Source organism: Flammeovirga kamogawensis (assembly GCF_018736065.1).
In the GTDB taxonomy this organism is placed as follows: Bacteria; Bacteroidota; Bacteroidia; order Cytophagales; family Flammeovirgaceae; genus Flammeovirga; species Flammeovirga kamogawensis.
Genome location: NZ_CP076128.1, coordinates 2,344,063 through 2,359,553, shown reverse-complemented (window position 1 = coordinate 2,359,553; position 15,491 = coordinate 2,344,063). Strand labels below are relative to the sequence as shown.

The window sequence follows — 15,491 nt, the reverse complement described above, 5'->3', positions numbered from 1 at the left end:
TTTAGTTCCTAAATTTAGTAGTAGAAAAACGATATTTAAATTTTTTATTATGCAATCCAATAAAGTATATACTTATGTTATACTAACCTATTTGATCTCCTTTTTTATCTACTATTTCTGGCAGGATTTAGCAGGTTATACAGAATTTCAATGGCTTGGACTGGAACATCTAATTATTTTAAATACTGTTATTACTCTAATTAAATGTGGTGGATCTCTTTTAGTTATTAAAGGTGCTAAAAAAGCATTAAGAAAAAGTTTATTATTAGCATTACTTATTTTAGTTACGGGCTACATTATGGTAATGGTGGCTAGCTATTATATTCTTTGGGAGTTTAAATTGAGTTACTATTATGAGTTTTATAGTACCTTTTCATTTTTCCGTTTTTCGAGTTTTCAAGAATTAATCTTTCCTTTTATAGCAATGTTAATTATTGAAGTTACTTTTGACTATTTTAGACAATATAAAGAACAGCAATCTTTGAAAATTGAGAAAACAAAAGCCGAATTAAATTTCTTAAAAGGACAGATTAGCCCACACTTTTTGTTTAATACAATTAATACAATTTTTTGGCTTATTGTAAAGAAACCCAAAGAAGCACAGGCACTTTTATTAAACTTAAGTGATATGCTTCGTTATCAATTATATGATTGTGAAAATAATTTTGTACCACTACAAAAAGAAGTAGATTATTTAAACGATTTAATAAGTATTGAAAAGCATAGAAAGGGGAGTGATGTTACGGTTACTACGTCTTTTGAATTAGAAAATGAGCAATTTCAGGTACCTCCGTTGTTATTTTTACCTTTAGTTGAAAACGCTTTTAAGCATGTTTCTAAAAAAGCAGATAGCTATAATTTTATTAAAATAGAATTAATTCAGAATGCGAATAAGGTATCTTTTCATGTAGAAAATTCAACAGATAATAGCGTTGTTAAAACAATTGAGGATAAGAAATATAGTGGAATAGGACTTAAAAATATCCAGAAAAGGATGACGCTTATTTTAAAAGAAAATTATGTTTTTGAAACTACACAAATAGACAATACTTACCATGCAAAAATTGAATTCTAAAATTAAATGTCTCATTATAGACGATGAAGAATTAGCGAGAGAAGGATTAGAAGAGTATGTTAATCAAGTACCTTTTATAGAACTGGTTGCAACTTGTGCTAGTGCAATAGAAGCTCAGGAAATAGTAGACAAAAATAAAATTGATGTTTGTTTCTGTGATATAAACATGCCTTATTTATCTGGCATTGATTGGGTGAAATCATTAAGTAATCCTCCTTTAATTGTGTTCACAACAGCATACACAGAATATGCCATAGAAAGTTATGAGGTTGATGCTTTAGACTATTTATTAAAACCTATTTCTTTTGATCGTTTCTATAAAAGCTGTTTAAAAATAAAAGAGAATCTGGTTATTTCAGATCAAGAAATTGAAGATGACTTTATTTTTGTAAAAGTTGATCAACAAATTAAAAAAGTATGGCTAAACGATATTAAATACATCGAAAGTCAGAACAATTATGTCAATATAGTAACTACAAAAGAAAGCTTATTGCCTCTACTCACACTTAAAGAAATTCAAAAACAATTAAGTGATAAATTTCTTAAAGTACAGAAATCGTTTGTCGTAAACGTAGACTTTGTTGAAGCTATAGAAGGCAACAGTATAATAATTGATAAGCAATTAATTACTGTAAGTAGAACCCAAAAGAAAGAAATTTTTGAGCAATTGACTCAAGGCAAATTTATTCTGAAGAAATGAAACGATTAACGTTTATCTCCATCCCTCTTATTTTTATTTTGTTGTTAGGATGTTCGCCTTCCAATAACGACTTTAATTCTGTAAAATATAATAGTAAAGCGACAATTAGAGGTTATAAAGTTGATGCGGATTCTATTTATTTTAGTTTAGATGAAAACGAGATCAATAATTTTGTTGACTTAAGTAATACTAATTTTTTTGATAACCCCTATACGCACAATTTAGAAGATTGGAAGAATACCCTAATCAAAAAAGAAGAGGTTGCTATTCATTCCGTACATGTTGTGGGGAATTTTAATAATTTCCAATTAACGAATAACTTAAAAAAAATAGGAGATAAATGGGAATTGAGGTTAGCAAAATCTGATATTAAAGGAAAGAGTGGACAGTTTGGATATATAGTAAACAAGAATCTTTTTATTACGCCTTTTGTATCAAATACTAAAAATTATAAGATGCAATTAGTTGATAAATTTAAGTTTTATTTTATCAATTTAATATGGCTAACGTATCTTTTTTATGAAAATGAACAACTTGGTTATACCATAGACGCTGATTCTATTTATTTTACTTTTGATCCAAAGGATTATGTTTCTACAACGCATGAAAAAAAAGGTTTTGAAAAAATTATTAACCCTTCACAAATAGAATTAGTAGAAGTAACAGGTAGTTTTTCGGAGTGGCAAAAGAGATTTGAACTCACTAAAGTAGGTGATATTTATAAAACATCTTTGCCATTAGACTCTACTTTTAAAAATTGGGGTGAGTTTAAATATATCATCAATAAAAATAGGTGGGTAACACCTCCGTATGTTGTGACTAATAAAATTGCTAAAAACGTAAATGATAATAATTATAACTATACTTTTAAAACTCTAAATAAAGAAAATATTAAAGGGTATTCTGTAAAAGGAGATAGTGTAATCTTTGAATGGCAATTAGAAAAGTTACAATTATTAAATTATTTCTATGAAACAATTGTGGGGGCTCATAAAATAAAAAATATGTATTTATATGGGGAGTTTAATAAAGACGATAAAGGGAACAAAAAACTGATGACAAAAGTAGGTGATAAGCGGTACAGACTAGCATATCCGGTATCAACTTTTGAGAAAGGGAAAAATTATACTTTCATTTTTTATATAAATGGACTACACGAATTAATTCCACCGCATGATGCTTCCAATGTTATGCATACAGATGCTTTTAATACCTTTCAGACTTTACGATTTACATTAAAATTATAGATAATAAAAATGGCTACCTGATGAGGGTAGCCATTTTTATATTGGGAATATTTTTAATTTATTCACTAGCAGCTTTAAAAGCATTCCAATCTGCGTCTACTTGAACGAGTTGGTGATCTTTTTCATACTGTTTATAAATTGCTAGCATTTCTTTATATCTGTCTTTCATACTTCCTTCAAGAGGAGTACTTTCTGAAGGATCTTTTACAACATCATATAAATGCCAATCTCCATCACCAAACATACCTGTACGTACTTTGATAAGTTTATAATTTCCTTTCATGATGTAGGCATTACCGAATAATTCAAATGCATACCAATCATTTTCAGAACGTACTTCATCAGATTTTCCATCTAAGAAAGGACGAGCGCTAATACCACTTGGTTTAACAACAGTTTTACCTTTATACGTTGTACCAGGATGTTTTATACCTGCATAATCTAAAATTGTCATAGGTATATCTTTTACAGACATTACTACATTACTAATTTCACCTGCTTTAGCATATCCACCATCGGCAGCTCCTGGAGGAACGATAATCATAGGAACACGGATTCCACCTTCTCCAATAAACCACTTCCACCAAGATAACCCGCCTGTTGCTGCATTTGCCCAAGCAGTACCAATGTAGTTACTAGAGTTAGCTGTACCAATTCCTTCAAAAGAAGTATCGTAATTATTAGCAATCCATTTTCCAAATTCTGCATTACCTGTATTTGGGTTCTCAGCTTCCATACCTTCAGGACCGTTATCTGATAGATATACAATCATTGTATTTTCTAACTGACCAGATTCTTTTAGGTAAGCCATAATCTGACCAATTCTATTGTCTTGGTCTTCAATTTCTGCAGCATATGTAGCAAAAACTTTTGCTTGATATTCTTTTTCTTTTTGGCTTAACTGATTCCATTTTTTAACAAGATCATTTTCAGGAGATGGTTTTGCATCATGAGAAATAAGACCCTTAGCTTTTAAACGTTTATAACGGTATTGCTTTAAACCTTCGTAGCCTTTTTCTAAATAGAACTTGTAATGTTTTTCTACCAATTCTGGTGGAGCTTGAATAGGGAAATGAGCAGTAGTAAAGGCCATCCAAGAGAACCATGGCTTACCATCTTTTTGAGATTCTTTAATAAAATCAATCATCTGCTTAGTATATAATTCACCAGAATACACACCATCTGGACGATCATAATGTTCTCCATTAAGTGTCCAATGTTCTTTAAACTTCTTGTGCATATAGTCTGGATCACTAAATACAGGAGTCATTCTTAAGTTATTCCAGTGATTTGATCCTCCACTAAGAATACCAAATTCTTTTGTAAAGCCCCAATGTAATGGTCCGTATCCACCAGCAGCTTCACCACCTAAATGCCATTTACCAACTTTTAATACTTCATATCCTTCGTCGTTAAATAACTGAGACATTGTTGCAGCATTTTCTGTAAGGTACCCTTCATAACCAGGTTTTCCTTTAGAAGCTGGATAAAATGAGTAATCAAAAGAACCTAAACCAACCTCAATGTTGTTACAGCCAGTCATTAACATAGATCTTGTTACAGAACATACTGGTGATGCATGAAAATTGGTAAAACGAACACCACTATTGGCTAATTTATCAAAGTGAGGAGTTTTTATTTCAGATCCATAAGTACCTAAATCACCAAAGGCAATATCATCTCCAATAAGAAGAAGAACGTTAGGCTTTTTTGATGATGAATTTTCTGCTTTTTGAGCAGTCTCTTTACCACAACTGAATAAGGCGGCAGAAAGAGAAAATAATAAAATAAGTTTTTTCATAAAAGGTTATGTATTTCGTATTAAAGAGATAGTTTCTTAATAAAAATAGATCCAACCAACTTTGGGCATTGATTGAGTATATAAAGATATTATTATTATTGGTTTTTTTTACAAATATTAGTTTAAACTGTTTATTTAAATAGTTATAATTTTTTATTCAATCTGAATTGATTAGAATAGTACTTCAAAATTAATTTATTGCAAGTCTTATAATAAGACACTATCGTGTGTACATTATTATACCTTACAGAAGGTACTTTTTGAATTAGAATTAAAATAAATATAAGAACCCCATAGACCGAAAGTTATCATAGACTTGAAAGTGTCTTTATAAAAATCTGTAGTATCAACAGATAAATAGTCACCCAAAAATAGAGTAGTAGCAATATTGTCTATTACTGGAATAACTACAGATACTAAATATAAAAAAGGAACAATATATCGTGTACTTGTTTTTCGTTTTAAGAATACTGTAAGAGCTAGAATACACAGCGTTAAATAAAAGATATTATAAATAAACTCTAGTGATACGATTCCATAATAAGATAATTGTACAGATATATCTTCAGAAATTTTAGTACCGTAATTCCAAATTGAAGCGTAGAAATAATTGGAGTCGATAATCTCAAATAGTTGTGCTGGCACTTTAATTATTAATCCTAAGGCAGGTAAAAACAACCATCCACTTATTGGTTTATCTTCTGCATATTTCCAAGGAGCAGGTTGAAATTGATTATAGAATTGTAAGGCAAAATATCCAGCAATAGCAAATATTATAATCCCTAAAAATACAGCTATCAAACTAATATGCTTATTTTCTTTTTTATCAAAAGAAGTATTATATGTAAGCATGTACTTAATCTGATTATTGATTTCGTTGGCTTTCTTTATTACTTGTTTTGCATCCTTTGCAGGTATAAAGTTCTTGAGTAGAGTATATGTGTGTGTAATTGTAAAATTTTCATCATCTACTTTTACAAGTTCATTTGTGTAATTAAATGCTGTAGAATTTATAGTTTCAGTTTCATCATTAATAGTCCAATCTGTAGGTAATTTTACATCAGTTACTTGTTTGTAAGACATTTTATTACCTAAAAAGTACGGCATTTTTCTAGTGTTGATAGAAGGATAGTTAAATAAAGATTCTAATAAGATAGGTGATGTAGAAAATCTAATTTGAGAAGTATCTTCTAATGTTATCCAAAAATTATTTACAGTATAGTACTCTTCAATAATTACTGTATTAGTCGAGTATCTATTATTGTCAATAAACTTTATGGCTTTAGAAGTTGTAACCCCTTCATATAACTCACTATAAAAGTCTTCGTAAGCTCTTTCAATTTTATTTCTTTGTGTACTAGTAAAATAGTCTCTCATATCATCAGCTTTACCTCCTTTGTATTCTGTACGTAAAACTAAATTGCCACCGCCACCAACAGAGTCAATTGTAATAAGTTCTTTTAAAAGGTATTCACTTATAATAGGTTCCGGTAATTTAGTTAATGCTGATTCTCCATTTTTAATTACTAAACCATAATGATAATTCGGGAAGTACATATGTTCTAAATCTCCCCCTTGATTAGACATCGTTGGATCTACATAATACGTTTTACCATCAATAATTATTTGTACAACACAATGGTTAAAATTATGTATACTTGGAAGAAGGTTAGGTAAATTAAGACCATTATAAGAATGAACTAAAACAGGATAAGCTTGAATACCTTCTGTTTTAAGTAATGCTATTAAAAGCAAAGATTTATCTTTACAATCTCCAAATCTTTGATTCAAGACTTTAGCAGGAGCATGTGGTTTATATCCATTTATTCCTTGTTCCATACCAAGGTAACGTACTTCATCTTGTACAAACCGAATCCATTTTAGTGTATTACTTTTGGTATTCTTCTTGATTTTAATTTTCTGTGCTAAATGAGTAATATCTTTATACTTGTATAAAGGAAGTCCCCATTTTACAATACTACCCCATTTACTAAAAGTAGAGAATTGAACATAAGCCTGATCGTTGTACCAAGAAGGAACATTATCTTCATAATAAACAATATCAAGGGCAGGGGCGTCATACGTATAGTAAGATGTAGTACCAATTGTCTTTTTATCAAAGTCTTTGCCTCCTTTAAATGTTTTAGTGCTTATTTCTAAAGAACTTGGAGCAATAACAAGATTGTACATTCGAGATATAGGAGAACTGTATTGCTGAAAAAAAAGTCGAGAATAATTATTACCATAAAGAGGATTACGGCCTTTTCTAGAATATGCATAGTGAAGTATGTCACCTTTACGAACATCTGTAAGATTTTGCACTGCACTTAACGATCCATCGTATATATTTCTTTCTAAGTTTTCTTCCCTTTGATAAACAGAAATATCCTTAAGCGATAATTTATTAATTACTTTCCCATCCCTAATTAGGTTTACTTGATGAATTCTAAGTTTCTGGAATTGCGGATCGAAATTAACTTGAATGTTAGAGAATTCTTGCACTCCATCTGATGAGAGAATTTTAATTGCTCTTTCAGAGTAATATTCATCATTTATTAAATTTTCTTGATAACTCAATAATAAATAATGGAAACTACCTACAAGGGAGTCTTGATCTTGTGAAAGGAAATCTACTTGTTTTACCCAAGCAGGAGTTTTGGTAATAGTTACTTTTTTAGATTGTGCTAAAAGTTGTATTGATACACCACTTAGTAATAGAAAGAGTAAAATTCGCATTGAATAGAAGTTTGTTTTTATAATTAGTCAAATCAATTTACTATAATTTCCTCATTTTAGTACCATAAAGCACCTTTTTTAAACTTTTTGGAACTTTTTATAAAAAAAATAAAAATAGTTGAGTACAAATAGTAATACATCTCCTTTACCTATTTAGAAACTGTTTAATACGTAAATTAATACTATATAACTCTACTTTTTCTTATGAATACGTTACTATCAACTTACGCAAATAAATTAGTAGTCATTGCTTTATTAATAGGGTTCACAACATCATGTGTATCTACAAAAGGAGATGACTCTTCTGAAGTGAAATCAGTAGCTAAAGAAGATAAAAAAATATATAAATCAAAAAGAGTGCTTTCAACAGCATTTGATGAATTTGATCCAAAAATAGTTACAATTTCATTAGATGGAAACGAAGTAATTATTGAAAGCCATGGAGCTGGAGAGTCTGGAAATTATTGGGGAAATGAAGAAGAAGATACTTACGAGGAATTAGGAGATAAGCCTTCTAAATCTAGAGAAATAGTAAATACAATTCTAACTGTACCAACAAAACCAAATGTGGTAAGTTCTACATTAGAATCTAGCTTTGGTCCTGTAGGAATAGCTTTAAATGGAGCAATTATTTACCATGATAATGAGAATGAAGGATTGGATCATATTCCGTTAGAATCTCAAAGTTGGTCTAAAAATAACGATAACTTAATTGGTGTAATTGCTGATGGGTTCTTCTTATACGGCCAAAAATGTGCTTCATCGAATAATTACCCAGTAGACTTGGATTATTCAGGCGGGCACTCAACGATCACGAAACATAGTAATGAGAAAATTTACCATTACCACGTGCATCACAAAGAAAATTTAAATACTTTTTATGTCGCTTCTCAAGATGACACAGAAGGTTTGGCAAATGTCAATATAAAATAATTCTTTATTCTATTTCTATTCATCAAAGGAATTACTGTATGTGAATCAAGGTAATCCTTTGGTGTAGAGATAGAAAAGATAAGAGTGTAAATGTCTAACAATTGGGGAATTAGCAAGACATTTTACATTTAAAAATACACAGTAAAATAGGATAAACAGAAGAGATCTCACAGTTTTTGACCGTGAGATCTTTATTTTTTTAAAGTTTTTTGGTGACTTTTTTAATGATAGGATATTACTTATTGAACTTTAAAAAAATAGAACAATGATCAATTTTACAAAAATCTTCTTCGCACTTATCGCTTCGTTATTATTTGCTTCATGCCAAGTAAAACAACCTTCTGTAGTGATACAATCTAATCTAGACCGTCATTTTCCAGAAGCAAAAGATGTTGTTTGGGAATTAGAAGGCGATGAATGGGAAGCTGAGTTTACAATGCATGGAATAGATTGTGAAGTAGAATATTCTAAAGATGGAGATTGGATAGAAACGGAGCTTTCTTTGAATGAAAACCAAGTTCCAGAAAATATTATTAGTGCAGTAGAAAAAGAAGGAGACTTTGATATTGCAGAAACAGAAGTAACAATTACAGCAGAAGTAATTATCTACGGTGTTTTAGTAAAACAAGATGAAAAAGAAAAAGTTATATATATAAGTGAAGCAGGTGTTATTTTAGAAATAGAAGAACTTGCATAATGCTACTTAAATAGAAAAAGCGTCTCACCTTAATTGGGGGTGAGACGCTTTTTTTATTCCGATTTATAACAAGATTTTTTCTACTTCCTGATTAAACTTATCCGCTTCCTCAAATAAAGGGTTATGTGCTGAGTTTTCGAAAATAATGAATTTCTTTTTTGGTGCTTCAATTACATCAAAATAGTCTTTTGCTAAAGTAAAAGAAGTAACATAATCATGTTTCCCTTGTAGAAAATAAATGGGTACATCAACCTTTTTTATAGATTCAAAGAGGTTATCTTTTAGAACATTAGGAAACAAATGTTCTAAAGAGATGAATGTTCCAGACATCATTCCTATTTTATTTGAAAATGTGTATTCTTTGCAATTAATAATTGGCCAAAGCATCATATCAAAGTTGCTCATCTCATAAGTAGCACCATGAAGTTTATCAAGGTACTGTCTTTGAGTAAATACCCATTCGAGTGTTTTATTTGCAGGAGCTTTAGGAAGACTTCCCATTTTATTCATTTCCTTTATAGTCTCTTTATCATTTTCCTTTTTAGCAGTAGCAATAATATATTGATAACCTAACATTTCACTTTTATACTGATTGCTAATTTGTCCTGTACCAATGTAAGCATGGTAATCTTCAGGATATTTTTTTACAGTATGAAGGCCCAAATATGAACCCCATGAATGACCTAGAATATAGATCTTATCTTTCTTAAATTTCTTTTTAAGGTAAAGTGTTAAAGCGTGGGTATCTTCTATCATCTGACTAAGATTTAGTGTGCTACTATCTTTATCCGTATAAGAATTACTAGCTCCCCTTTGGTCGTAATAAACTACAGTAAATTTATTTTCGAGTGAATTATTAAAATACCTCATCATTGGTAATTCTGTAGTACCAGGCCCGCCATGTAACATTAATAAAACAGGGTTGTTTTCATTTTCTCCTCTAATTACCGTAAATAATTTAGAGTTATTGATGGGGACATGAATAACCTCAGCCACACCACCATCAATTCTTGGTGTTTTTCCACTACTATAAGCAATAAGAATAAATACACAGATAGATATAATGGTACCAATTAGAAAAAGAAGTTTTAATATTTTTTTCATGTTTAAATTTTAAATAGTAAATAATAATTATTGCTAGTATTTAAAGTTGCGTGTGAGGTGTTAATTACTAGTGAGACAATTGAAAATTACTATAGACAATTAATAAATTTAAATGCGATTTACTTAACTTATTTGTTCTCAGTTCTAAAACTTGATAACTTGTACTATAAAAACATCTTTTTGACCAACCAACTAATACTACCACAGTGAGATTTTTTACATTTTTTACACTACTATGCTGTCTTATTTTACCCTCATTTGCACAAGAATCAAGAGGTTTGGTTTTAAATGCAGATCAAAAAGAGAAGAAAAATATAAAAGCAATTATTGTTGGAGTTTCTACTTATGAGAACCTTTCAACGGCAGCACAATTAAAATATGCGAATAAAGATGCAGAAGCATTTGCCAATTTTTTAACGCAGCATGCCCACATCAACCCTTCTAATATTCATCTTTTTTTAGATAATAAAGCTACTGCAATTCAAGTTTGGACAAGCATAAGAAAAGAGTTGAGTACAGCTAAAGAAGGAGATCAACTGATTTTTTATTTTGCCGGACATGGTGATGTAGATGCCATGACGGATAATGCTTATTTATTAACACATGATGCTTCTTCTCCAGAAGAAAAGAGCTTTTATATGATGACTTCAATTGATGTTAGCATGTTACAAAAAATGGTGAGTAAGATGACGGCCATGAAGAAATTTCATGTTTTAATGATTACAGATGCTTGCCGTTCAGGTCATATTTTAAGTACTGATGGGTTATCAGATCAAACATTAACATCGTTAATTGCCGATTGGAACAATACAAACAAACTAGTTTCTTGTGCCCCAAACCAGCTTTCTTACGAGGGAATTGAGTGGGGAAATGGACATGGAGCTTTTACGCACTTTTTATTGAAAGGATTAATGGGTGAAGCAGATATTGATGAAAATAATGCCGTTGATTTAGGGGAACTTTATGATTATACGCGTGGTAATGTTCGTAGAGAAACAAAAGGAAAACAGTCTCCTCAATACAAAGGAAATGATGCAGACATCTTAATGACAGTAGACGCAAAGCTTCTTGATTTAGCTCGACAGAATAATTATAACATATCTGGAATGGAAGTAGCGAGCAGAGCTGTTAATACTACGACTTCGGACCCCGTAGAAAATCAGAAAGAAGAATTAAGTACTTTTTTAGCAGCTATTGATCAACACAGACTAATTCCTCCTAAATATATTAAGGCAACAGAGAATACATCAATTTCATTTTCATCAACATCAAAAAGTTATCAACATTTAGAAAGCATATCAACATTTAATAATAAGGTGTTGATAAGTTTTAAAAATAATACGATTGAAATCTTAGATAATTCTCTTCATTCTGTTGCAAAACTTAAAGTTGATTATGATACTCCTAAGTTATTCACAGGAAATGGAGAGTATTGGGCATTTGCAGGAGTTTCTAAAACGATAGCTAGGTATTTAAATAATAATCTAATAGCTAAAGCGGACTACCATAAAGCATCAATAAGTGCTTTGGCAATTAGCAAAGAAGCAACCATTGCAACTGGTGATGAAAAAGGGACTATTTTTATATGGAAAAAAGAATCAGTAACAGGAGAAAAACTTGCTAAAACACAAGCCGCTATACAAAATATTACGATTACTAATGATGGAAATTATATTGCGACTGCAGACATTGAAGGTCAGCTTATCGTATGGGATATAAAGAGCAAGGAAAAAGTAATGGAAGCGAAAGTACCTGTTCAAGTAACTAGAGAAATGGTTTTTGTAAAAGAGGGTACTCAATTAATTATACCCAACGGAAGAGGAGTAAAAGTACTTGATGTTGTAAAAAAGAAATTGGTTGCTGAGATAAAATTACCCAATAGACATATTCCTAATCGTTTAATGAAACTGGATGAAAACTATATTTTAATCTTAGGAAATAAAGGACAACTTTTATTGCTAAATAGTAAAGATTATGCAGTAAAAGAAATGGGTCAAAACCCTCTAGGAGCTAATGCGAAAGTTGCTGCTACTCAAAATAGTTTTTATGCAATGAGTACTTCTAAATTAGAGCAATCAGAACTAACAATTCCGTTACCTTATGCAGAAGATTTTTATTCTAAAATAGAAGAGTCAGAGCATTATAGTGAGCAAGAAAAAGAAAATGCTAAAGGAACTTTAGCAATAGCATTGCAAGAAGATGCACAGAATATTATTACTCCTTTTATTTTAGGAACTTCGGTTCAACCTTCTATTAATCAAATTAAAGAAGCCATTTATCAGTTAGATTATGCTATCCATTTGTATAACAATACTCCATTAATTACAGATGTTATATATGCTCGAAAGTGGTTTTTAGAAGCCTATGAAATTATTATAGGGAACGATATCAGAAGTTTTCCAAAAGCTGTAGCACTTTTTAATAAAATAATTGAGCAGCAACCCAATGCGGCGTATCCATATAACGGAATTGCACTTGTAAATCAGAAATTAATGGAGTTAGCAAAAACTAAAGAAAGTGTTGCTAAAGCAAGTAGTTTAATGCCAAAATGGACAACACCTAAAAGTACGTTAGCAACTACTTTTATTATAGAAGAAAACTATGCTGATGCTATAAAAATGTATGATGAAATAATTGATATCATCCCTAAAAATGCAAAAGGTTATGTTGGTAAAGCACAGGTGTATCAGATGATGGGCTATTACCAAAAAGCATGGGGTTTGTTGAAAGAAGCTACATTAAAAGCAGGAGCAGATATAAGTATTGAAGAAACAAAGGCTGCTTTATTGATAGATTTAGGTGATTTATTAGAAGCAGAAAAGCTTTTAAATAAGTTATTAAAAGGGAGTTATATTTCTACATCTACTTACCTTTCTTATGTAAAGCTAAAAGAAGAATTTTACGATAGGCAGGATAGAGATATTGCATTATTAATAGATGCTCAACAATTACTTTTATCTGCAATAGAATTGCACCCTACAAATGCAGATTTGTATGCAGAATTAGGGAAACTTTTTACAAGGTATCCTAATGTTTTTAGGGTGAAATCGTCCGAAGTTTATGCGTTGTTTAATCAAGCGTTACTTTTAGCACCTTTTAATCAGGTTGCTTTAAAAAATAATGCAGAATATGCCTACAGAGTAGATGGAAACATGGAAATAGCCAAACAAGCTACAGTGATGTATTCCCAAATGAGAGCTAATTTTTCTGATTTAGATCTCTTTATTGCATCAATAGCATATGCTCAAAAAGATTATAAATTGATGGAAGGAAGTTGTAAGGCGGCTATGTTGAAAAACCCTTATAAACTAGAAAATTATAAAATGCTCTGGAATGTGTACATACAGTTTGATAAAACTGAAGAATTGCACAAGCTCTATCTTATGGCAAAAGAAAACTTACCCAAATGCCCTTGGTTTGATTATAAATATGCACTCTATTTTAAAGGAATGAGAGAAAATAGTAAAGCAATTGCATATACTAAAACGAGTTTGAAAATTACACCATCTTATAATTTTGCAAAAGTGATTGAAGACCCATCAAAAGGATTATCTCATTTATATAGTTATGATAAGCAGACAAACGGCAAAGTGTTTACAGCAAAAGGTGGTTTTTATATTGTGCAAAAAAATGATTTTAAAGGTGTAATTGATTACGCAGGAAGATTAGTAGTACCTATTGAATATAAACACATTCAACTTACACAAAATGGCTACTCTATTCTCACTTTAAAAGATCATTCTAAGCAATTAACTTCACCCGATGGAAAAATTCTTGGCGGTAGAGCATTCCAAGAAATTGAATTTCTAGAGTGCGGTTTAGTAAAAGTAAGAGTGAACGGCAAATATGGCTGCTTAGATCGTGGTTCTGGAAAAGTAGTAGTCCCATTTAACTATGAAGTAATTACAAATGGCAAATGGGCAGGGATTCCTGTAGCTTGTTGTAAAGTAAATGCAAGAGATAACGACAATTCTGTAGAGTATTATTCTATTGATGGAAAATGTATTTCTTGTAATTAGAGTACTTCTTCTGCAACAGTATTTGCTCTATAGACTGCACCTTCTAAATATCCGCCAAAATGTGGAGACGACTCTGTACTTACAATAAACAAGCGATTGTTGAATAGAGGTGTTTGAAGTAACACATCACCATTATTTTGATGAGGAACAAGATCCTGATACTGGCCGTCAGAAGTCAATTCATTATCTAACCAAAGATTTTCATTGTATTGTAAATAATGTTTGGCTTCTTCTCCATAAGCACTTTGTAATTGTTTAATTACCACTTTTTCTCTTTCATCTTTAGAGAAATCTTGAAATGATGGGTGGATAAAACCTACTAAAGCAAACCTATTTTCTTTTGCATTGCAATGGTCATGTAATTCCGCAATAGGACCATTGTTACTAAAAAACATTCCAGACATATTATTGGTTTTCCAAAATGCCTTTTGATAGGTAATACCTACTTTTATAGCATCATGCATCCAGGTATGTGTATCTGCAAATAATGCTTTAATGTCACTTTTTAGACTTGGTAGAAGTGTTATACTTTGCGTAAAAAGGGCAGGAGGTAAACTAGATACAACTTTCTGACAAGTAAATTCATATTGTTTTGTTTTTACAATACACACCTCATCATTTGTAAAATCTATACTTTCTACTTTTTCGTTCAGTAAGATATTTTCTATTGGTAATTGCTGACTAATTTTTTTGATAAGTTGAGCTGTTCCACCTGCAATTCTATAACTAGGATCTTGAGGGGGGAGTTCAAATTTTTGAGGGGGTGTTGTAGGTGTTGCCTGAAAAAATAAAGGACCTTTAGAAAATTGTTTAAAACCTTTAAGCCCTAATTCTCTAATAAGTTGTATTAATTGCAAATGCTGAGAAGTGAACCAAGTTGCCCCCATCTCTAAAGGAGTCCCATTTTCTGAATGTATTGTTTTAATTCGGCCTCCTAATCTATCACTTGCTTCAAGAATAATAGCTTCTTGTCCTTTCTGATATAACCTATAAGCAGTTAGTACTCCAGAGAGCCCTCCACCGATAATAATTGTTTTAGTAGCTTTTTTAATTAGCATTTGAATTATAAATATCAAAATGTTAAATATTGAGCCGAAGGTACAAAAAATGTGTCTTCAAAACGAATACTATTTTCTTCGGAAGTTTAGCTTGTCAATTAAAAATTAAATAGCTAAAAGC

The 15,491-nt window shown here is 30.8% G+C and carries 10 protein-coding genes; 6 read left to right on the top strand and 4 right to left on the bottom strand.

Annotated features, from left to right (window positions below):
- Positions 1–49: 49 nt before the first annotated feature.
- From KM029_RS09390 to KM029_RS09380, 3 genes are read left to right on the top strand one after another with little or no spacing between them, the layout of a single operon-like run.
- Positions 50–1,075, top strand: a complete 1,026-nt coding sequence (locus KM029_RS09390) for a sensor histidine kinase (RefSeq protein WP_144073044.1) — start codon at positions 50–52, stop codon at positions 1,073–1,075.
- On the top strand, positions 1,056–1,775 hold the full coding sequence (locus KM029_RS09385) for a LytR/AlgR family response regulator transcription factor (protein ID WP_144073043.1): 720 nt from the start codon (positions 1,056–1,058) through the stop codon (positions 1,773–1,775). Before KM029_RS09390 ends, KM029_RS09385 begins: the two co-directional genes overlap by 20 nt.
- Positions 1,772–3,022, top strand: a complete 1,251-nt coding sequence (locus KM029_RS09380) for a hypothetical protein (protein WP_144073042.1) — start codon at positions 1,772–1,774, stop codon at positions 3,020–3,022. Before KM029_RS09385 ends, KM029_RS09380 begins: the two co-directional genes overlap by 4 nt.
- A gap of 58 nt (positions 3,023–3,080) precedes the next feature.
- Here KM029_RS09380 and KM029_RS09375 read toward each other — a convergent pair whose 3' ends face one another.
- Positions 3,081–4,823: an arylsulfatase gene (locus tag KM029_RS09375; protein ID WP_144073041.1), complete on the bottom strand. Its 1,743-nt coding sequence runs from the start codon at positions 4,821–4,823 to the stop codon at positions 3,081–3,083.
- Positions 4,824–5,060: 237 nt separating this feature from the next.
- Positions 5,061–7,559, bottom strand: a complete 2,499-nt coding sequence (locus KM029_RS09370) for a DUF3857 domain-containing transglutaminase family protein (protein WP_144073040.1) — start codon at positions 7,557–7,559, stop codon at positions 5,061–5,063.
- Positions 7,560–7,763: 204 nt separating this feature from the next.
- Here KM029_RS09370 and KM029_RS09365 point away from each other — a divergent pair, with 204 nt between their 5' ends.
- A complete protein-coding gene (locus tag KM029_RS09365; RefSeq protein WP_144073039.1) occupies positions 7,764–8,492 on the top strand; it encodes a hypothetical protein in 729 nt (242 codons plus the stop codon).
- A gap of 265 nt (positions 8,493–8,757) precedes the next feature.
- Positions 8,758–9,189 (top strand): PepSY-like domain-containing protein, encoded by a 432-nt coding sequence (locus KM029_RS09360; RefSeq protein ID WP_144073038.1) that lies wholly within the window; start codon positions 8,758–8,760, stop codon positions 9,187–9,189.
- Between the two features lie 63 nt (positions 9,190–9,252).
- Here KM029_RS09360 and KM029_RS09355 read toward each other — a convergent pair whose 3' ends face one another.
- A complete protein-coding gene (locus KM029_RS09355) occupies positions 9,253–10,293 on the bottom strand; it encodes an alpha/beta fold hydrolase (protein ID WP_144073037.1) in 1,041 nt (346 codons plus the stop codon).
- A 206-nt stretch (positions 10,294–10,499) separates the two neighbouring features.
- Between KM029_RS09355 and KM029_RS09350 the strand changes: the two genes are divergently transcribed.
- Entirely contained in the window at positions 10,500–14,312 is a 3,813-nt protein-coding gene (locus KM029_RS09350; protein ID WP_144073036.1) for a caspase family protein, read from the top strand.
- Here KM029_RS09350 and KM029_RS09345 read toward each other — a convergent pair.
- The gene (locus KM029_RS09345) at positions 14,309–15,370 is read right to left on the bottom strand and encodes a flavin monoamine oxidase family protein (RefSeq protein ID WP_184679527.1); all 1,062 of its coding nucleotides are present in this window, start codon (positions 15,368–15,370) and stop codon (positions 14,309–14,311) included. The genes KM029_RS09350 and KM029_RS09345 overlap by 4 nt on opposite strands.
- Between the last annotated feature and the right edge of the window lie 121 nt (positions 15,371–15,491).